The 20,028-nt window shown below is 69.3% G+C and carries 14 protein-coding genes; 9 read left to right on the forward strand and 5 right to left on the reverse strand.

Going from position 1 to position 20,028, the window contains the following annotated elements:
• Positions 1-41 precede the first annotated feature (41 nt).
• Genes C8K30_RS10845 through C8K30_RS10860 form a run of 4 tightly spaced genes read left to right on the forward strand, consistent with a single transcriptional unit; the run spans position 42 to position 3,769 of the window.
• Positions 42-1,034, forward strand: a complete 993-nt coding sequence (locus C8K30_RS10845; protein ID WP_108492902.1) for an ABC transporter permease — start codon at positions 42-44, stop codon at positions 1,032-1,034.
• Positions 1,027-1,974: an ABC transporter permease gene (locus C8K30_RS10850; RefSeq protein ID WP_108492903.1), complete on the forward strand. Its 948-nt coding sequence runs from the start codon at positions 1,027-1,029 to the stop codon at positions 1,972-1,974. The genes C8K30_RS10845 and C8K30_RS10850 overlap by 8 nt, the downstream gene beginning before the upstream one ends.
• Positions 1,971-2,933, forward strand: coding sequence for an ABC transporter ATP-binding protein (locus C8K30_RS10855; RefSeq protein WP_108492904.1), 963 nt, complete (start codon positions 1,971-1,973; stop codon positions 2,931-2,933). Before C8K30_RS10850 ends, C8K30_RS10855 begins: the two co-directional genes overlap by 4 nt.
• Positions 2,933-3,769 carry an ATP-binding cassette domain-containing protein gene (locus tag C8K30_RS10860; RefSeq protein WP_108492905.1) on the forward strand — a complete coding sequence of 279 codons (837 nt, stop codon included), beginning with the start codon at positions 2,933-2,935 and terminating at the stop codon, positions 3,767-3,769. The genes C8K30_RS10855 and C8K30_RS10860 overlap by 1 nt, the downstream gene beginning before the upstream one ends.
• A 62-nt stretch (positions 3,770-3,831) precedes the next feature.
• Here C8K30_RS10860 and C8K30_RS10865 read toward each other — a convergent pair whose 3' ends face one another.
• Positions 3,832-5,001, reverse strand: a complete 1,170-nt coding sequence (locus tag C8K30_RS10865; protein ID WP_108492906.1) for an AI-2E family transporter — start codon at positions 4,999-5,001, stop codon at positions 3,832-3,834.
• A 179-nt stretch (positions 5,002-5,180) separates the two neighbouring features.
• Between C8K30_RS10865 and C8K30_RS10870 the strand changes: the two genes are divergently transcribed.
• Positions 5,181-5,540, forward strand: a complete 360-nt coding sequence (locus C8K30_RS10870; protein WP_108492907.1) for an MmcQ/YjbR family DNA-binding protein — start codon at positions 5,181-5,183, stop codon at positions 5,538-5,540.
• 49 nt (positions 5,541-5,589) lie between these two features.
• Here C8K30_RS10870 and dnaB read toward each other — a convergent pair whose 3' ends face one another.
• Positions 5,590-6,951 carry a replicative DNA helicase gene (gene dnaB, locus C8K30_RS10875; RefSeq protein WP_108492908.1) on the reverse strand — a complete coding sequence of 454 codons (1,362 nt, stop codon included), beginning with the start codon at positions 6,949-6,951 and terminating at the stop codon, positions 5,590-5,592.
• A 373-nt stretch (positions 6,952-7,324) separates the two neighbouring features.
• Between dnaB and C8K30_RS10880 the strand changes: the two genes are divergently transcribed.
• Positions 7,325-8,668 (forward strand): MATE family efflux transporter, encoded by a 1,344-nt coding sequence (locus tag C8K30_RS10880; RefSeq protein WP_108492909.1) that lies wholly within the window; start codon positions 7,325-7,327, stop codon positions 8,666-8,668.
• Between the two features lie 70 nt (positions 8,669-8,738).
• On the forward strand, positions 8,739-9,797 hold the full coding sequence (locus tag C8K30_RS10885) for a tetratricopeptide repeat protein (RefSeq protein ID WP_108492910.1): 1,059 nt from the start codon (positions 8,739-8,741) through the stop codon (positions 9,795-9,797).
• Between the two features lie 3 nt (positions 9,798-9,800).
• Here the strand turns inward: C8K30_RS10885 and C8K30_RS10890 are convergent, their stop codons facing one another.
• Positions 9,801-10,700: a winged helix-turn-helix domain-containing protein gene (locus C8K30_RS10890; RefSeq protein ID WP_108492911.1), complete on the reverse strand. Its 900-nt coding sequence runs from the start codon at positions 10,698-10,700 to the stop codon at positions 9,801-9,803.
• Positions 10,701-11,099: 399 nt separating this feature from the next.
• On the opposite strand from C8K30_RS10890, the gene C8K30_RS10895 reads away from it, so the two are divergent.
• Positions 11,100-15,224, forward strand: coding sequence for a S8 family serine peptidase (locus C8K30_RS10895; protein WP_233257107.1), 4,125 nt, complete (start codon positions 11,100-11,102; stop codon positions 15,222-15,224).
• A 129-nt stretch (positions 15,225-15,353) separates the two neighbouring features.
• Here the strand turns inward: C8K30_RS10895 and C8K30_RS10900 are convergent, their stop codons facing one another.
• Positions 15,354-16,445, reverse strand: coding sequence for an inositol-3-phosphate synthase (locus tag C8K30_RS10900; RefSeq protein ID WP_108492912.1), 1,092 nt, complete (start codon positions 16,443-16,445; stop codon positions 15,354-15,356).
• The gene (locus C8K30_RS10905) at positions 16,442-17,083 is read right to left on the reverse strand and encodes a PadR family transcriptional regulator (protein WP_108492913.1); all 642 of its coding nucleotides are present in this window, start codon (positions 17,081-17,083) and stop codon (positions 16,442-16,444) included. The genes C8K30_RS10900 and C8K30_RS10905 overlap by 4 nt, the downstream gene beginning before the upstream one ends.
• A 455-nt stretch (positions 17,084-17,538) precedes the next feature.
• Between C8K30_RS10905 and C8K30_RS10910 the strand changes: the two genes are divergently transcribed.
• The gene (locus tag C8K30_RS10910; protein ID WP_146197422.1) at positions 17,539-19,932 is read left to right on the forward strand and encodes a transglycosylase domain-containing protein; all 2,394 of its coding nucleotides are present in this window, start codon (positions 17,539-17,541) and stop codon (positions 19,930-19,932) included.
• Positions 19,933-20,028 lie beyond the last annotated feature (96 nt).

Consider the following 20,028-nt stretch of genomic DNA (forward strand, 5'->3'; position numbering starts at 1 on the left):
GGGGCCGCGACGGCCGCGGTACGGACGGACGGGAGCAACCAGTGAGGTACTACTTGCGACGGGCTGCCTTCTACGCGATCACCGTGTGGGCCGCCATCTCCCTGAACTTCCTGATCCCCCGGCTCATGCCGGGCGACCCCGCCGACATCATGCTGGCCAAGATGGCCCGCAGCGGCGAGGTCGCCCCCGGCGTCGAGCGCACCATCCGGCTCCTCCTCGGGTCCGACACGGACCAGACAATCTGGCAGCAGTACGTCGCGTACTGGGGCAACCTGGTTCGCGGCGACCTGGGGGTCTCGGTCACCAAGTTCCCCACCCCGGTCGTGGAGCTCATCTCGGCCGCCCTGCCGTGGTCGATCGGGCTGCTCGGCCTGGCGACGATCATCTCGTTCGTCGTGGGCATCGCGGCGGGCGCGTGGATCGGCTGGAAGCGCGGCACCTGGGTGGACCACATCATCCCCGGCTCGACGCTGCTACAGTCCCTGCCGTACTTCTGGGTGGCGCTGCTGCTCGTGTACGGCTTCGCGGTGGTCAACCCCTGGTTCCCCCGCATCGGCGGCTTCGACGTCTTCACGTTCGACGGCCCCGAGGCCACCTGGGCGTTCGTGGGATCGGTCGCCTATCACGGCATCCTTCCGGCGCTGACCGTGGTGCTGTCGTCGTTCGGCGGCTGGCTCCTCGGAATGCGGAACATGATGGTGTCCACACTGTCCGAGGACTACATCACCACCGCCGAGGCCAAGGGACTGCGGCGCTCGCGGATCCTGCTCGGCTACGCCGTCCGCAACGCGGCCCTGCCGTCCATCGCGGGCTTCGGAATCTCGCTCGCCTTCGTGGTCACGGGCGCGATCGTGATGGAGCAGGTCTTCACCTACCCCGGCCTCGGCAAGCTCATGATCACCGCCGTCCAGGGCAACGACTTCGCCCTCATGCAGGGCCTGTTCCTGGTCATCACCCTCACCGTGCTGGCGGCGACGTTCCTCATGGACATCGTCTACGGCTTTGTCGACCCGAGGACGCGTCACAATGGCTGAGACCCGATTCCTTCCCCGTCGCTCCGCGAAGCTCGTCGCGGGCCTTGTCATCACCGTCGGCATAGTGCTCTTCGCCGTCGTCGCGCCGTTCTTCGTCCAGGACCCCAGGTTCTCCGGGAACGACGCGTTCCTCCCGCCCAGCGCCGACCATCTGCTCGGCACGACCAAGCTCGGCTACGACGTGCTGGCGCAGCTCGCCCACGGCGCCCGTGGCTCGCTCGTCGTGGGGCTTGTCGCCGCGGCCATCGCGATCGTCCTGTCGCTGATCTTCGGGATCTTCGCCGGCTACGCCGGGGGCTGGACCGACGAAGTCCTCACCATGGTCACCAACATCATGCTCGTCATCCCCGGGCTGCCGCTGGTCATGGTCATCGCCGTGTACCTGCAGAACCGCAGCCTCTGGCTCGTCGCGTTCATCCTCGGCATCACCGGCTGGGCGGGCTCCGCGGTGGTGCTGCGGTCGCAGGCCCGGTCGCTCCGGTCCCGCGACTACGTCGAGGCGTCGCAGGTGGCCGGCGAGCGGACCGTGTGGATCCTCCTCGTCGAGATCCTGCCCAACCTCCTGCCGCTCCTCGCGGCCCAGTTCCTGTTCGCCGTGGTGTTCGCGATCCTCGGCGAGGCGGGCCTGTCCTTCATCGGGCTCGGTCCCAACGGCTCCATCACCTGGGGAACCATGATCACGGACGCATACGGTGGTAACGCGATGTCTGCCGGCGCCTGGTGGTGGTTCGTGCCGCCGGGCCTGCTCATCGCCGTCTTCGGTGCCGGCCTCTCGCTCGTCAACTTCTCCATCGACGAGGTGGTCAACCCGAAGCTGCGCGTCGTCTCGGAGGCGACCGACCGACGTCGGGCACCCGAGGTCGCGGCGCCCGAAGCCGCGCCGGCGGCGCCGGTCGAGCCGGCCGAGCCGGCCGAGCCCAAGGCGGAGGTGACCGCATGACCGTCCCCGTGCTGACCGCCAAGGGTGTGTCTATCGAGTACCGGACCACGCCCGTGGTCCGCGCCGTGCGCGACGTGTCGCTCACGCTGCACCGCGGCGAGATCCTCGGGCTCGCCGGCGAGTCCGGCTGCGGCAAGACCACGTTCGCCTACGGGCTCACGCGCCTCCTCAAGCCCCCGGCCGTCCTCACCTCCGGCGAGGTCGTGTTCCACGACCGGACCGGTGGTGATGTGGACATCGCGGCGCTCGACGGCGAGGCGCTGCGCGCGTTCCGCTGGGACAAGGTCTCCATGGTGTTCCAGGGCGCGATGAACTCGCTCAACCCGGTCATCACCGTGCGCGCCCAGATCGACGACGTCCTCACGACACACCGGCCGGGGATGCCCCGAGCCGAGCGAGCCGAGCGGGCCGCCGAGCTCCTGCGTCTCGTGGGCGTGGACCCGGCGCGTCTCGACAGCTACGCGCACCAACTGTCGGGCGGCATGCGCCAGCGCGTCATGATCGCCATGGCCCTCGCGCTGAACCCGCAGGTCATGATCATGGACGAGCCGACGACCGCGCTCGACGTCGTGGTCCAGCGCGGGATCCTGCGCGAGATCATGCGGCTGCGCGAGCAGTTTGGGTTCGCGGTCGTGTTCATCACCCACGACCTGCCGCTGCTGCTGGAGATCAGCGACCGGATCGCAGTGATGCTCGAGGGCGAGATCGTCGAGCTCGACACCGCGGAGAACATCTACGAGCGCCCGCAGCACGCCTATACCCGGCGCCTGCTGGAGTCGTTCCCCAGCCTCGTCGGCGAGCGCGGGGGGTTCGTCCGGTCAGGGGCCGCGGCCGGGACGTCGGGGACCGGCCACGGTCCCGGCTCGGGCGAAGGCCCTGGTCCGGACGCTGGTCCGGACGCTGTTCCGGCGGGCAGGGCCGACAGCGCTGCCGACACCACCATCGAAGGGACCGCCTGATGGGAACGCTCGAGGTCCGCAACCTCGTCAAGGAGTTCCGCCTGGGCCACGGCCTGCGGCGTTCCCGGCTGCGCGCGGTGGACGACGTGTCGTTCACCCTGGAGGCGGGCAAGACCGTCGCGCTCGTGGGCGAGTCCGGGTCGGGCAAGTCGACAGTGGCCCGAACGCTGGCGCGGCTCGAGACCCCCACGTCCGGGGAGATCCTGCTCGACGGCCGTTCCGTGTCCGGCAGCCGCTCCGCCCTGCGGGCGTACCGGCACGACGTGCAGATGGTCTTCCAGGACCCGTTCGCGTCGCTCAACCCGTTCCACACGGTGGCGCACCACCTGGAGCGGCCGCTGCAGCTCCACGGTGTGGCGCGCGGGCGCGAAGCAGTCGCCGAGCAGGTCCGCGGGCTGCTGGAGCGCGTGTCCCTCACGCCCACCGAGGCCTATGCGGCCAAGCGGCCGCACGAGATGTCGGGCGGCCAGCGCCAGCGCGTCGCGATCGCGCGCGCCCTGGCGCCCGGGGCGCGGTTCCTCGTCGCCGACGAGCCCGTCTCCATGCTCGACGTCTCGATCCGCCTGGGGGTGCTCAACCTCCTGGCGCGCCTGCAGCGCGAGGAGAACCTCGGCGTCCTGTACATCACCCACGACCTCGCGACGGCCCGCCACTTCAGCGACGAGATCCTCGTGATGTACAAGGGTCAGGTCGTGGAGCGGGGTCCGTCCGACCAGGTCATCCTCGATCCGCAGCACGACTACACGAAGACGCTGCTCGCGGCCGCGCCGGACCCGGCGCGGCACGGCCGGCTCCGCGACGAGGTGCGGGCCGAGCTCGCCGGGGAGCGGGCCTAGGCCCGGGGTCGCCGCCCGATGGCGGACCGAGCTGACCTGCGAGCTCGAGCTGTTCGACGTCCTCAGACGGTCTCGGGGCGCTTCTTGCGGGCGAACCGTGCCGGCAGGTCGGGCCCGTCCCACACCTGGATCGCGCTCCAGATCGACGCGGCGATCGGCACTGCGAGCACGGCGCCGGTGATGCCGGCGAGCACCGTCCCCGCGGTCAGGGCGAACAGGATGACGAGCGGGTGCAGGCGCAGGGTCCGGCCCATGACGATCGGCTGGAGGAAGTCGCCCTCGAGCTGGTTCACGACTACGACGATCGCGACGACGATGAGCGCCTCGACCGGTCCGACGGCGACGAGTGTGACCAGGGCCGCGAGGATGCCGGCCACGGTGGCGCCGACCAGGGGGATGAAGGCGAGCAGGAACACGAGCACGGACAGCGGGATGACCAGCGGCACGCCCACTATCGCGAGGCCGATCCCGATGCCGACCGCGTCGACGATCGCCACGATCGCCGTCCCGCGCACGTAGCTGCCGAGCGTGCGGATGGTCGCGGTGCCGACGCGCCGCCCCCGCTCGTACCGGTGCCCCTCGAACGGCCGCAGCAGGAACTCCCACATCGCCGGGCCGTCCTTCAGGAAGAAGAACAGGACGACGATCATGATGAAGAAGCCCGCGACGAAGTCGGCGGTCTGGGAGACACCCGCGATGGCACCGGAGCCCACGGCGTCGGACTGCAGCAGGCTCAAGGCGGACTCGCGCACCGACGTGATCTGCTCGTCGGAGATCTCGAAGGGGAGGTCCTGGATGTAGGTCTGCAGGGAGTCGAAGCCGTCCAGCGCCTGGGCCTGGAGCTCGTCCCACTGGTCAACGACGGCCCGCACGACGAGCCACACGATCCCCGTCAGCAGCGCGACCAGGGTCAGGAGCGAGATCCACGTGGCGAGCAGCGACGGCAGACCGCGGCGACGCAGGAACGAGACGAGCGGGGAGATCGCCGCCGCCAGCACGAGCGCGATGAGGACGGGGATCACCACGAGGGTCAGGCGCGTGCCCACGAACCCGAAGACGGCGATGACCGCGACGACCGCGAGGATCTGCAGCGACCGCGTGCCGACGCGGCCTACGCCGTCCGACCACAACCGGGACGCCCCGCTGTCGGCGGGCGCCTCGTGCTCGGACGACGGCCGATCCTCGACGCTCGGGCGGGCGGGGGGCGGTGTGCGGCGGCCGAAGAGACCCATCGCCTGTCCTCCTTGTGCTGGGCCCGGCGAACGCCGGACGTTCCGACGCTATTGCGGTAGGGCCCTGGTCGCGCGACGGCACGTGCGTCGTCGCACGCCGCTGGTCCATCCTTGAGCGATCGATGAGTTCGAGGTGGTCACGACGGTCAACGCTCTGGGCACGACAAGCGGAGGTACGCATGGCAGAGATCGACGACGTCCGGCCGCTGGGCGCCGGTCTGGAGCGTTCGTACGAGGTGTACGTACGTGGCCGGCTGAAGTTCCGCGTCGGCCAGATCGTCTACGTGGCGTTCTCGCTCGACGAGTCGGTGATGGGCTTCGCTTTCCCCAAGGAGGAGCGGGCGGACCTCGTCGCGAGTGATCCGCGCAAGTTCCATCTGCCCTCCGCGTCGGACATGCGCTTCAACTGGTTGCACGCCGACCTCGCCGTGCTGGATCGAGACGAGGCGCGTGAGCTCGTTGTTGACGCGTGGCGCATGGTGGTCCCCCAGAAGGTCTCCCGCGCCTACGACGTCGCGCACCCGGCCGCTGCAGACTGACGCGCGCGAGTACGCCGTCGCGGTCGGACGGAAGCAGATCGAGGACCAGTCAGACCTGCATGTCGACGAACCGCTGGTAGTGGCCCTGGAACGCCACGGTGATCACGTCGGTCGGGCCGTTACGGTGCTTGGCCACGATGAAGTCCGCCTCGCCGGCGCGCGGCGACTCCTTCTCGTAGGCGTCCTCACGGTGCAAAAGGATCACGACGTCGGCATCCTGCTCAATTGACCCACTTTCGCGCAAATCCGACATCTGCGGTTTCTTGTCACTGCGCTGTTCGGCGCCACGGTTCAGCTGCGAGATCGCGATCACGGGAACCTCGAGCTCCTTCGCGAGAAGCTTGAGCGACCGCGAGAACTCGGAGACCTCCTGCTGACGCGACTCGACGCGCTTGCCCGACGACATCAGCTGGAGGTAGTCGATGACCACCAGCTTGAGGTCGTGCTTCTGCTTGAGCCGCCGGCACTTGGCGCGGATCTCCATCAGCGACATGTTCGGCGAGTCGTCGATGAACAGCGGGGCGTCCGACACCTTGCCCATTGTGGCGGCCAGCTTCTGCCAGTCGCCGTCGTCCATGTTGCCGCTGCGCATCTTGGTGAGCGGGACGCGAGCCTCGGCGGCGAGCATTCGCATGACGATCTCGTTGCGGCTCATCTCCAGGGAGAAGATGACGGAGGCCATGTCGTGGTGGATGGCCGCATGAGAAGCGACATTGATACCCAAAACGGACTTTCCGACTGCAGGTCGGGCCGCCACGACGATCATCTGGCCGCCGTGCAGGCCGTTCGTCAGGCGGTCGAAGTCGGCGTACCCCGTCGGGACGCCGGTGAGCCCTTCGCCGCGACCCTGCGCGGCGTCGATCTCGTCGAACGTCGGCCCGATGATGTCGGCCAGCGGCAGGTAGTCCTCGGACGCGCGTCGCTCCGTCACCGCGTAGACCTCGGCCTGCGCGTTGTTGACGACGTCGTCGACCTCGCCGCCGTCGGTGGCGTAGCCCATCTGCACGATGCGGGTGCCGGCCTCCACGAGGCGGCGCATGATGGCGCGCTCGCGGACGATCCGGGCGTAGTAGCCCGCGTTCGCCGCCGTCGGCACGCCCGCCATGAGGTCGTGGATGTACGGGGCGCCGCCGACGCGCGCATGCTCACCGCGGCGCTGCAGCTCGGCGACCACCGTGATGGCGTCGGCCGGCTCGCCCCGACCGTAGAGATCGATGATCGCGTCGTAGATGGCTTCGTGCGCCGGCCGGTAGAAGTCGTTGCCGCGGATCTGCTCGATCACGTCGGCGATCGCGTCCTTGGACAGCAACATGCCGCCCAGCACGCTCATCTCCGCGGGGATGTCCTGCGGCGGTGTGCGGTCGAGGCCCGGCCTTCCGGAATAGCTCGACTCGAGCTCCTCGATCGACATCCGCACCTCCTGCTTCCTGATCTCATGACTTCCGGGCGCACGCGGCGCGTGCGCTCCATCGACGTCCTACACCTGTTCTACTCCCCACCACTGACACTCTCGGGACGTCCGCCACGACACGCCATTGTGTCGTGTGCGACAGCCCCCACGGCCGTCAGACCAGTGAGCAAGTTCCGCTGACGTTAAGCCCCTGCACACCCAAGCGCAACGAGACCTGTGGACGGGGTTGTGCACATCCATGTGGAAAGGTGGCCCGGGGCTGTGCACAGCGAGTGGACAACCCTGTCCCCAGCTGTGGATAACCCCTGTGTAAAACATCACCATCCCCTTTGACCTGCATCGACGTAACCCCCAGCCTGTGGAGGAAAGAAAGTTGGGCGAGCCTCGCCACACCCCGGGTTCCGGGCGGTCTATCGACCGCGAGATCCTCGCCCTTGCGGTGCCTGCTCTCGGGGCGCTCATCGCCGAACCGGTCTTCGTGCTGGTGGACAGCGCGGTCGTCGGACATCTCGGCACGGCGGAGCTCGCCGGCCTGTCCCTCGCGAGCAACGTGCTGCTCACGCTCGTCGGGTTGTGCATCTTCCTCGCGTACACGACCACGGCGTCGGTGGCCCGGCTCACCGGAGCGGGCAAGGAGCGGGAGGCGCTGCAGTCCGGAATCGACGGGATCTGGCTCGCGCTCGGGATCGGCGCGGCACTCGTCGTTCTCCTCCTGCTCACCGCCCCGTTGACCGTGACCGCCCTGGGCGCGCACGGCGACGTCGCGCGGCATGCCGTCACCTACCTGCGATGGTCCGCACCCGGGCTCGCCGGGATGCTCGTGGTCCAGGCGGCGACCGGTGTGCTGCGCGGCCTGCGTGACACGCGCACGCCCCTGGTCGTTGCCGCCGCCGGAGCGCTCGTCAACACCGTGCTGAACATCGCGCTGGTGTACGGGGTAGGGATGGGGATCGCCGGGTCGGGCCTCGGGACCGCCATCACCCAGCTGCTCATGGCCGTCGTGCTCGGCGTGATAGTGGTGCGCGGCGCCCGTGGCCGCGGCGCGAGCCTGCGCCCGCACCGGGCGGGCATCCTGTCCGGCGCCCGGGCCGGGCTGCCGCTGGTGGTCCGCACCCTCAGCCTGCGTGGCGCGATCCTGCTCACCGTGGTCGTCGCGACCGACCTCGGCGCCGTCGCGCTCGCGGGACACCAGGTGGTGAGCTCCCTGTGGGGCCTCGCGGCGTTCGCGCTCGACGCGCTCGCCATCGCCGCGCAGGCCCTGGTCGGGCATGGGCTCGGGGCCGGCGCCGTCGGACACGTCAGAATGGTGCTGCGCCGCTGCCTGCAGTGGGGCATCGGGGCGGGTGCGGTGATCGGCGTCGTCCTCGCGGCCGCCGGCTGGTGGATCGCACCCCTCTTCTCGCCCGACCCCGACGTGCGCGTCGCCATCACCCTGGGCGTCGCCGTGTGCGGCGTCCTCATGCCGATGGCGGGCTGGGTCTTCGTGCTCGACGGCGTCCTCATCGGCGCCGGCGACGGCCGCTACCTCGCCTGGGCCGGCATGGTGACGCTGGTGGTCTACCTACCGTTCGCGCTGGCGGTCTCCGCCTGGGCGCCCGATGGCGCATACGGCCTCGCCTGGCTCTGGCTCGCGTTCGCGGGCGTGTTCATGGCCGCCCGCGCCGTGACGACCGGCTGGCGTGCGCGGGGCGACCGCTGGCTCGTGACGGGGGCGTGAAGCGGGAGTCGATGTCAGTGGTCTCTGGCACCTTTGGGCGGACACGTTCCCCTCACGGAAAGACAGCCACATGACTGAGCTCTCCCTGCTGGACTCCGACGGACGCGTTCGCCCGCTCCCTCCCGATCCGCTGAACCCGATGTCGGACGAGGTCGAGCAGGGGCTGGCGGCGTACCGGGCGGGCGAGGCCGAGCAGGCACGCGCCCTGTTGACCTCGATCGCCGGTGCGGGACGGACCGCCATTGCCGGGCAGGCAGCCATGGCCCTCGCGGGTATCGAGCTCGGCGAGAGCGGGCTCGACGGCTCGTGCCGGACCTGGCTGGAGCAGGTCGCCGCAGGCGAGGACCCGTGGCTCGGCCCCTTGGCCGCGGTGATGCTCACCCCGGAGTTCCAGTCGGACGCCTCCGCGGACTCCGGTGTGCTCCTCCTGGGCCTCGCAGCCCAGCTCACCGGGGACCTGGTCACGGCCCGGGAGAAGTTCGAGCAGGCCATCGCGGTCCACGAGCGCATGGAGACGGAGGACCTGGCGAACATCCTGCTGGGCAACCTCCTGCTGCAGACCGGCGATCCGGATGCTGCGCTGAAACCGCTGCACACCGCGCGTTCGATGTGCGACGGACTGTTTGCCGGCTATGCGGGCCACCTCGAAGCGCACGTGCTCATCGGGCAGGACAAGAAGGATGAAGCGGGCAAGGTGCTCGCCTACGCCCGCAGAGCAGCCCACAAGGCGACGAGCGGGACGGACGGGCTGTACCCCTGGGTCGCCATCCGGTTCGGCGAGCTGGTGGCGGGTGACCCCTGGCTGGACGTGGTCTACGACCAGGTGGAGAGCAGCGGCGTGAGCGAGGGCACCGTGGTGCGGGACCCCTTCGAGACCGCCCTGTACCACCGGGAGGTCAGCAGTCCCGCGCTCGTCGACATCGGCTTCCACCTGTTCCCCTACGGCGCGGAATTCGGTCCGGTGCACGACGGGCTGGCGCGACTGAGGACCTGGAGCGAGGAACGGTACGAACGTGCCCGCAGGCTGGTGCTCGTCCTCCACGAACACGTCGACGACTGGCGCGAGGAGGACCGCACCCGAGGGCTTGCCGACCTGTGGCGCGAGCTCGACCTTCCCGAGCTCCGCTGACCCCTAGGCCCAGACCTTGAGCCGGTAGCCCACGCCACGCACCGACGCGACCTCCACGTCGCGGACGGGTGCCAGCCGCTTGCGCAGTCGCTTGATCGCGGAGGTCACCGGGTCGGAGTCGCCGAGGTAGGGCAGCTGCCACACGCGCGCCGTGAGCTCGGCGAACGACCACACCCGCCCTGCCTCGAGGGCGAGCGTCGCGAGCAGGTCGAACTCCCGTGCCGACAGGTAGACGCGTCGGCCCAGGGCCGTGACCTCGCGGCCGGCGAGGTCCACGAGCAGCGGCCCGGCCACCAGCGGGTCCAGCGTGGGCGGGGCGACCATCGGGATCGAACCCGTGACGGCGGGGACCGGGCCGGTGACCGTGCGCATCGCATCGGTGACGGTGCGGAGCGTCCCGGTCGCCGGCCGCGGCGGAGCGGGGATCGTCGCATGCAGCACGGGCCGCGCCAGCACGCTGCCCGACGTCGGCCGGGGCCGTCGGCGGTGGGCGGCCGCTCCGGCGTCGGGCAGGCCGGGCGACGACTGGACCGGTGACGCCGGGGCTGATGACAGCTGCGCGGGCAGGAGGTCGGCGGCGGACCGCAACGGTACGTCGGTGAGGTTGTCCGGGAGGTGGTCGGTGGGATGTTCGGAGAGGTGCCGGCCGTAGGTCTGCTCGTCCGGTGGTCCGGGGTTGTCGAACCGCTCGGCCTGCGCGCCGAGGCTGCGCCAGGGCGCGTCAGCGGTACGCCTCGACGCGGTCTGGTTGGCGAGCACGGCGCGCGCGCCGTCGGCGTCGGGGGTGGCGAGCACCGTGGCCTGGCCGCGGAGGAGGCGGGCGATCTCGATGATCTGGTCCGAGGGGAGGCCTACGCAGACGACGAGGCCGGGGGCGGATCCTGGTGCGGGGTCGTGCGTCACGTGCCTCACCCTCCATGGGTCGACCGTTCGGGCGCGTGTACCGGGTTAAACCCGGGCAGCGCGCGCCAGTTTGCCCCCGGGGCGTACCGATTGGGTCAATTTTTCGTTTCCTTCCCATTGCGTGGAAGGAGATGACACAATCCCGCCGCGCTGACGTTTTTACGCCACCGGATTGATGCTGCGGGTGAATTCTCGGAATGACCGGGTGAAGTTTGCCGGGCACTATTGACAAGGGCAAACATCATTGGCCCGACCGCGTATTGACCGGGAAGTGACCCAAGCCTGACCGTGAACCGTCCTTGCCGCTCTGACCTGCGCAAACGACGGTTGGGGATGGCCCACGACCGTGGTCCGTCCAACGCACCCGATCCCGTGGGTGCGCCGGGTAATGGAGGGTTCATGCCTCGCAGAACCGCGTTCGCGCAGCGTGCGACAACCGCAACAGCGGCTCTCGCGCTCGTCGCGACATCAGCACTGAGCGTTGCTCCAGCAGCGTTCGCAGGATCATCCCCGACGTCAGCACTGCCCGCGACCACCACGAAGACCGTTGCGGCCGACCCCGACGACAAGTTCACCGACTTCGCCCGGGAGATGCTGACCGAGCGCAAGACCGCCGACTTCTGGGTCGTGCTCGCCGAGGAGGCGAACCTGACGGCCGCCAAGAAGATCACGAACTGGGACGAGCGGGGTCAGTACGTCTACGACGCGCTGACCACGACGGCCAAGGACTCGCAGGCGAGCCTGGTCAAGGAGCTCGAGGCCGCCGACTTCGACTACGAGAGCTACTGGATCAGCAACCGGATCCTCGTCGAGGACGGCACGCTGGAGCTCGCGAACGAGCTCGCGGCGAGCACAAAGGTCGAGGCCATCCGCGAGACCGTGCAGCTGAACCTGGTCGACCCGGTCAAGCGCACCCCGGTCGGCGACAAGGGAACCCAGGCCGTCGAGTGGGGCCTGGACTTCATCAACGCACCTGAGGCCTGGGAGCAGGGGTACACGGGTCAGGGCATCGTCGTGTCGAACATCGACACCGGTGTGCAGTACGACCACCCCGCGCTCGCCGAGCAGTACCGCGGCCTCCAGCCCGACGGTTCGGTCGTGAACGACTACAACTGGCAGGACACCACAGGCTCCGCCGCCGAGCCGTACGACAACAACGGCCACGGCACGCACACCATGGGCACCATGGTGGGCGACGACGGGGCGGGCAACCAGATCGGCGTCGCCCCCGACGCCGAGTGGATCGCCACCAACGGCTGTGACACCTGCTCGGACGCGGCGCTGCTCGAGTCCGGCCAGTGGATCGTCGCCCCGACCCGCACCGACGGCAGCGACCCCGACCCGTCGAAGCGCCCGAACGTCGTCAACAACTCGTGGGGCTACACCGCCGCGGGCTTCATCGACGACTGGTACACCGAGACCACCGACGCCTGGGCGGCTGCCGGCGTGTTCGGCGCCTGGGCCTCCGGCAACGCCGGCTCGGGCTGCCAGACGACGTCGTCGCCGGGTGCCAACACCAGCTCGTACTCGGTGGGTGCCTTCGACTCCTCCGGCGCGATCGCGTCCTTCTCGTCGCGTGGTGCCGGCGAAGACGGCCTGATCAAGCCCAACATCTCCGCTCCTGGCGTGAACGTGCGCTCGTCGGTCCCCGGTGACGGCTACGCGGCCTTCAACGGCACGTCCATGGCGACCCCGCACCTCGCGGGCGCGGTGGCCGTGCTGTGGAGCGCCGCACCCGCGCTCATCGGTGACATCGAGGGCACGCAGGCGCTGCTCAACGAGACCGCTGTCGACACGGACAACACCACCTGTGGCGGCACCGCCGAGAACAACAACGTGTGGGGCGAGGGCAAGCTCGACGTCGCCGCGCTCATCGACGCCGCCCCGATCGGCGCCACCGGCTACGTCGCCGGCACGGTGACGGACGCCGCCGGCGCTCCGATCGCCTCCGCCGACGTCACCATCGACGGCGACCGGGACCGCACCGTCAGCACCGACTCGGACGGCACCTTCTCCGCGCGCGTCGCCACCGGCGACTACTCGGTGTCGGCGTCGGCCTTCGGCTACCTGCCCTCGTCGCCGGCCTCCGCCGTCGTCACCGAGGACGGGACCGTCGACGTTCCGATCACGCTCGAGGCCGCTCCGTCGCACGCCGTGACGGGCACGGTCACCTACGCCGGGTCGGGCGACCCGGTCGCGGGCGCACCCGTCAGCCTCGGCAGCCACTTCGCGGACGCCACCACCGGCGCGGACGGCACCTTCGCCTTCGCCGACGTCCCCGAGGGCACCTACCCGATCAGCGTGACCGTTGGCGGCTGCGCCTCGTCGTACGAGGGCGAGGTGGTGGTCGACGGCGCGACGGACGTGCCGATCGAGATCACGGCCGTCACCGACGACTTCGGCTACTCCTGCGCGACGTCGTCCGGCGACTACCTGCAGGGCGACACCGAGCTCTCGCTCACCGGGGACGACGTGCAGACGTCGCTCGACCTGCCCTTCGAGTTCCCCTACTACGGCGTCGGCTACGACTCCGCGTTCGTCACGTCGAACGGCCACCTGAACTTCCTGGCGGCCACCACGAGCTACGCGAACGGGGCGATCCCGAGCAGCTCGGTGCCCAACGCCGCGCTGTACCCCTTCTGGGACGACCTCGTCCTCGACGCCCAGTCGGGTCTGTACACGGGCACGACGACGGTCGACGGCGAGGAGGCGTTCGTCGTCGAGTGGCGCAACGTGCGCAAGTACAGCCCGTCGACCGACCGGCTGAGCTTCTCGGTCACCCTCGTCGCTGACGGCACGGTGCTCTTCGGCTACGGCGATGTCACCGACACCGCCACGGCCAAGGGCAGCTCGGCGACGATCGGTATCGAGAACGAGTCCGGCACGGTCGGCCTGCAGTACTCGAACAACGCTCCGGTCGTCTCCCCGGGCCTCACGATCACCTACACCGCGCCGGTGCTCTCCTTCCTGGACGGCACGGTCACGGACCTCAACACCGGTGAGCCGGTCGAGGGCGCCACGGTCACGGCCACGTCGGACGATGCGACCCGGACCGCAACCACCGGGGAGGACGGCACCTACTCGGCCATCGCCCTCCCGGGCGACTACACCGTCGACATCACGGCGCCGGACTACGAGTCCGAGTCGGGCACGCTGACCCTCGCACCCGAGGCCACCGGCACGTTCGACGCGTCGCTCGCGGCGGGCCTGCTCACCGTCAGCACCGGGGCGCTGAATGCCACGCTCCCGCTGGGTAGCAGCACGACCAAGCGGTTCACGGTGAAGAACGAGGGCACGGCGCCGGCCGACGTCGAGCTCGCGGGCAGCGGTGGCGACTTCGACATGCTGGGCACGGACGGTCTTGCCGCCATCCAGCACACGCAGGGCGAGGCCACCGTGGTCAAGTCCACCAAGCCGTCGACCACGCTCGGCGGTGCCGGCGCCAGCGCCGGCGGTTCGGGCTCCAAGCTCCAGGCCGCGGGCAAGGGCACCGCGGGCGAGAGCGTGACCCCCGAGTCCATCCCGGTCTCACCGAACGCCACCACCATCACCCACTCGGCGTCGCAGGAGCTCACGGCGCTCAACTCGGCGTCGTGCGGCGGCCTGGCGGGGACCACGGAGAACCGCTTCCTCCGGACGTTCACGCTGAGCGACTTCGGCATCGACGACGACTTCGAGGTCTCGGAGGTGTCCTTCGGTATCGAGGAGGCCACGGCCCAGACCCTGACCGTCAACCTCTACACGCTGGACGGCGCCCTCACCTACGCCAACCTGACCTCGATCGGGACGGCCGAGGCGAGCATCCCGGCGTCGACCCTGACGATGGTCTCGGTGCCCGTGACGGGTGAGGTGCCCGCGGGCGCCACGCTCGTGGTCGAGGTCGTCTCGCCCAACCAGCAGGCGACCGGTGGCGTGTTCTACATCGGGTCCAACGACGCGGGCCAGACCGCGCCGTCGTACCTCGCCGCCGCCGACTGCGGTATCTCGGAGCCGGCGACGACGGACTCCATCGGCTGGCCCGGGATGCACATCGTCCTGAACGTCTCCGGTGACACCGCCGGCGGCGGCATGGAGTGGCTGACCATGAGCCCGACCGAGTTCACCCTGGCGCCGGGGCAGAGCAAGACGATCACCGCGTCGCTCAGCGGCGTGGTGGCGCAGCCCGGCACCTTCACCGGCTCGCTCCTGGCGAGCGCGGCGACGCCGTACGAGACCCCGTCGGTGGCCGTGACCATGAAGATCAACCCGCCGAAGAGCTGGGGCAAGCTCTCCGGCACCGTGGGGGGCTTCACGCCGGACGGCGTGGTGTCGCTCGGTGACTCCGTGGTCCAGATCAACGGCACGTTCTCGGCCGTCACGCTGGTCACCGGGTCGGACGGTGTCTACGAGTACTGGTTCGACAAGTCGGAGAGGACGGCGCAGATCATCGCAACGGCCAACGGGTACGTCCCGAAGGTCGGCTCCGCGAAGGTGACGGCGGGCACCACCGTCGTCACCGACTTCGAGCTGGACCCGATCGACTAGCGGGCCCCACCTGGCCGAAGTAGAACCAGGGCGACGTGGAACTGCAGCGCATCCCTCGCGGGGTGCGCTGCAGTTCTACGTCGCTGCAGTTCTATCTCGCTTCGCTTTGGTTCTACCTCGGCGGGTTGGTCAGCGCTCGATGTCACCGCGGATGAACGCCTCCAGCTGGGCGCGGCCCGCGGTGTCCTCCATCTGCACGGGCGGGGACTTCATGAAGTAGGTCGCCGCCGACAGGATCGGGCCGCCCACGCCGCGGTCCTTCGCGATCTTGGCGGCGCGCACGGCGTCGATGATGATGCCGGCCGAGTTGGGGGAGTCCCACACCTCGAGCTTGTACTCCAGGCTGAGCGGCACCTCGCCGAACGCCCGGCCCTCGAGGCGCACGTACGCCCACTTGCGGTCGTCGAGCCACGCCACGTAGTCCGACGGCCCGATGTGCACGTTGCGGTCCTCCTTCTTGCCGGCCAGGGGGCCGGTGAGGTTGGACGTCACGGCCTGCGTCTTGGACAGCTTCTTCGACTCCAGCCGGTCACGCTGCAGCATGTTCTTGAAGTCCATGTTGCCGCCCACGTTGAGCTGGTAGGTGCGGTCGAGGACGACGCCACGCTCCTCGAACAGCTTGGCCAGCACGCGGTGCGTGATGGTGGCGCCGACCTGCGACTTGATGTCGTCGCCGACGATCGGCACGCCGGCCTCCTCGAACTTGGCGGCCCACTCCGGGTCGGAAGCGATGAACACCGGCAGGGCGTTCACGAACGCGACGCCGGCCTCGATCGCGCACTGCGCGTAGAACTTGGCGGCCTCCTCGGAGCCCACCGGCAGGTAGCACACGAGCACGTCGACCTCGGCGGCGCGCAGCGCGGCGACGACGTCGACGGCCTCCTTCGTGGACTCGTCGATCGTCGCGCGGTAGTAGTCGCCGAGCCCGTCGAGCGTGGGGCCGCGCAGGACCGTGACGCCGGTGGGCGGCACGTCCGCGATCTTGATCGTGTTGTTCTCTGACGCGTTGATGGCCTCGGCCAGGTCGAAGCCGACCTTCTTCGCGTCGACGTCGAACGCCGCGACGAACTCGAGGTCCGACACGTGGTAGTCGCCGAACTGCACGTGCATTAGGCCCGGGACGGTGCTCGCCGGGTCGGCGTCACGGTAGTAGTGCACGCCCTGAACCAGGGACGAGGCGCAGTTCCCTACGCCGACGATGCCCACGCGGATGGAGGTCATCCTCGCTCCTTCGTTTGTTCTTGCTGCGGTGGGCGGCTCTGCGCCGTGGCGCGTCCCCGCTCGGTGGAGATGAGGGTGTCGAGCCAGTGCACTTCGCGCTCGACCTGTTCGAGCCCGAACCGCCGGAGCTCGAGCGCATATTCGTCGAGCCGCGAACGCGGGTGCGTCGTCGACTCCCGGAACGCCTCCAGCCGCTCGGTCAGCCGGGTGCGCCGGCCTTCGAGGACCCGGAGGCGGGTCTCGGCGTCGGTCTGCCCGAAGAGCGCGAACCGCACGTCGAAGTTGTCGTCCTCCCAGGCCGCAGGGCCGGCGTTGGCCAGAACGGTCTGGAGGCGCTCCTTGCCCCCGGCGGTCAGCTGGTAGACCACGCGGCGGCGTCCGAGGGGCTTGGGCTTGGCCGTCCTGCCGGGAATCCCGGCCTTCGCCTTGCGGGCCGACGGCGGCGGCGCGCTCTCCGTCGTCTCGATCAGGCCGCGCGTGACCAGGCCCTTCAGGGCCGGGTAGAGCGTGCCGTAGGAGAAGGCGCGGAACGAGCCAAGCACGAGGTTCAGGCGCTTGCGGAGCTCGTACCCGTGCAGCGGGGACTCGTTGAGCAGGCCGAGGACGGCGGTCTCCAGCACGTCGGAGCGACTACGCACGGTGGCCTCCCTCCCCCTGCCGCCATGGTTGCCCAGGCGAATCAGTTATCCACGATGTATCGACTCGATACATCGTGAGGATAAGCGCGGTGATGTCAGGTGCGCAATCGGTCGCTGCGACCCGGGGCACTCGGAGCGGACGTGGACGAAGTGTGAAGTGAGGGCAGACGGACTGCGTTGACCCTGGGTGTAAATGTCCCGGAGGGCGGGGCGGGCCAGACTCGGGCTACTGAGGCAGAGGGTGAATCCCCTATGGTTTCGGGTGGTTCGCTGTGGCGGTGCGTCGACCGCACGCCGGCGGACCCCGAGTCCGAACCGAGGAAGAGGCAGTTGTGTCGAACTGGAGTCCCTCTCCGATCTGGCCGCAAACTCCCCGACGCCGGCAGGGAATCTGGAACTATCCCCGGCCGTACCGCACCGGGATCCGCGCGTGGATCCCGTCGTGGCGGTTCATCGTGGGCGCGCTGCTGAGCGGTGCCTCGCTTGCCGCCGGCGTGGTGATAGCCGCCTGGGTGGGCACGTCTGTGCCGCAGGAGCTGAACACTGTGCGCGAAGAGGCCACCACCGTGTACTACTCGGATGGCAAGCCCATCGGGAAGTTCGCCGCACAGGACCGCACCATCGTGCCGCTGGCCGACCTGCCTCCGCAGGTGACACAGGCGATCATCGCGTCCGAGGACCAGGACTTCCGGTCCCACCCGGGCATCAACCCACAAGCGATCGCGCGAGCGGTCCTCAACAACGTGACGGGCGGCGCCCAGCAGGGCGCTTCGACCTTGACACAGCAGTACGTCGAGAACTACTACGTCGGAGTCGGTGAGACGACGTACGCGGACGAGTTCCGCGAGGCGATCCTTGCTCTCAAGGTGACGCAGGAGCAGTCCAAGGACAAGGTGCTCGAGGGCTACGTCAACACCATCTACCTGGGCCGGGGTGCATACGGCGTCGAGGCCGCGTCGCAGGCGTACTTCGGGCACTCGGCCAAGGAGATGACAATCTCCCAGTCGGCCTTCTTGGCGGGCATCATCCCGAACCCGACCTACTGGGACCCACGGCAGGGCGAGGCCGCCGAGGCGCAGGCGAGGTCCCGCTGGGGACGCACGCTGAACCTGATGCTGGAGCAGGGCTACATCACCAAGCAGGATCGCGCCTCTGCGAAGTACCCGAAGCTCGTCAAGTACGCCCAGGGCTCGGGCGACAACCGGACCGCCTATCTGCTGGAGCAGGTGGCCAACGAGCTCGACGGGAAAGGGATCACGGCCGAGGACCTCACGAAGAGCGGCTACGAGGTCCACACGTCGATCGACCGCAAGATGCAGGCCGCTGCGGCCGAGACCATGAAGCTGCCGGAGGATGCGAGCAAGTACGCCCGTGCGTCACTGACTTCCATCGACCCGAAGACGGGTGAGATCAAGGCGATGTACGGCGGCCCGGACTATTCGGTCTACCCGACCAACGCCGCGACCTTTGAGGCGCAGGGTGCGTCCACCTTCAAGCCGTTCACGCTGATCGGAGCGCTGAAGGAAAATATCCCGCTCAGCAAGAGATACAGCGCCATCGACGGCACGGTGATCGAGGGCTGGAACCAGGTGGACGGTGGCCCCGACGTGCCGCTCTACAACTTCAACAACGAGTCGTGGAGCAGCCTCGACCTGACGCAGGCGACGGCGGACTCGGTGAACGTCGTGTACGGCCAGCTCAACAAGGAAATCGGACCGGAGATGACGGCGCAGGTCGGGTACGAGCTCGGCATCCCGCAGGCCGACGACAACCCGGACACCCGCGACTGCTGCACCATCGGCAGCAACCTGGCCAACGTGCTGGGCACCGCTTACGTGACCAACGTGGACCTGGCGCGTGCCTACTCGACCATCGCCGCGCAGGGCTACCGCACCGAGCCGCACATGGTGACCAGGGTGATGAACGGCGAGCAGCTGATGTACGAGGGGCGCACCACGAGCGAGCAAGTATTCGACCCGCAGGTCATGGCGGCGGCGACCTATGCCATGAGCAAGGTGGTCGAGGAGGGGTCGGGCGTGCCCGCCCTAGCACTCAACCGCCCGGCCGCGGGCAAGACGGGCTCCTCGAACGACAACCAGTCGGCGTGGTTCGCGGGCTTCGTGCCGCAGCTCACGACGGTGGTCGGGCTCTACGAGTACAACACCGACGCGAACGAGTACGAGCAGATCAAACCGTTCGGTGGCTACGAGCAGATCACCGGTGGCTCCTGGCCGGTCACTGCCTGGACCGACTACATGATCAAGGCCACCGAGGGCATGGAGGTCGAAGAGCTTCCGGAGTACGAGCCGCCGGCACCGCCGCCGTCGCCCACGCCGACGCCGTCGCCTTCGCCGTCGAGCAGCCCGTCGGACGAGCCGGAGACGGTAGTGGTGCCCGACAACCTGGTCGGCCAGCAGATCGTCGCGGTGGCGCAGGCACTCGGGGGCCTCCAGCTCGTTCCCAATCAGGTGAATGTGGACAGCGACAAGCCCGCGGGCGAGGTGCTCTTCGTGGAGAACGCGGGCCAGGAAGTGGACGTGAACTCGGAGATCGAGGTGCAGGTCTCGAACGGTTCCGGTTACGAGGAAGAGACCACGAACGTGCCCTTTGGTCTGACCAACCAGGAGCAGAGCTACGCCGAGGACCAGCTCAAGGCCGCCGAGCTGAATCCGGTCATCCAGGAGGAGTCGTCGGACAGCGTGGCCGAGGGCTCGGTGATCTCCGTCGACCCGGGCGAGGGCGAGGAGGTGCCGGTGGGCAGCGACGTGACGCTTGTCATCTCCACCGGGCCGGAGGGCGGCGGCGACCCGACCGGCGACCCGTCGGACGGGGGCGGCATCTTCGGATAGCGGGTCTCGACGGGCTTGACCAGCGATGGTCATCAGCGCAGGTGGCGGGCTCGGCCGGCGGCGGGTGAAAACCCCGGCCGACGGCGGGTGAAAATG

It is taken from the genome of Promicromonospora sp. AC04 (assembly GCF_003058225.1).
Classification (GTDB): Bacteria; Actinomycetota; Actinomycetes; order Actinomycetales; family Cellulomonadaceae; genus Promicromonospora.

Coding starts and splice junctions, on each gene's coding strand:
- C8K30_RS10895 (WP_233257107.1), top strand. CDS start 11,100: ATGCCTCGCAGAACCGCGTTCGCGCAGCGTGCGACAACCGCAACAGCG.
- C8K30_RS10855 (WP_108492904.1), top strand. CDS start 1,971: ATGACCGTCCCCGTGCTGACCGCCAAGGGTGTGTCTATCGAGTACCGG.
- C8K30_RS10860 (WP_108492905.1), top strand. CDS start 2,933: ATGGGAACGCTCGAGGTCCGCAACCTCGTCAAGGAGTTCCGCCTGGGC.
- C8K30_RS10885 (WP_108492910.1), top strand. CDS start 8,739: ATGACTGAGCTCTCCCTGCTGGACTCCGACGGACGCGTTCGCCCGCTC.
- C8K30_RS10900 (WP_108492912.1), bottom strand. CDS start 16,445: ATGACCTCCATCCGCGTGGGCATCGTCGGCGTAGGGAACTGCGCCTCG.
- C8K30_RS10850 (WP_108492903.1), top strand. CDS start 1,027: ATGGCTGAGACCCGATTCCTTCCCCGTCGCTCCGCGAAGCTCGTCGCG.
- dnaB (WP_108492908.1), bottom strand. CDS start 6,951: ATGTCGATCGAGGAGCTCGAGTCGAGCTATTCCGGAAGGCCGGGCCTC.
- C8K30_RS10865 (WP_108492906.1), bottom strand. CDS start 5,001: ATGGGTCTCTTCGGCCGCCGCACACCGCCCCCCGCCCGCCCGAGCGTC.
- C8K30_RS10870 (WP_108492907.1), top strand. CDS start 5,181: ATGGCAGAGATCGACGACGTCCGGCCGCTGGGCGCCGGTCTGGAGCGT.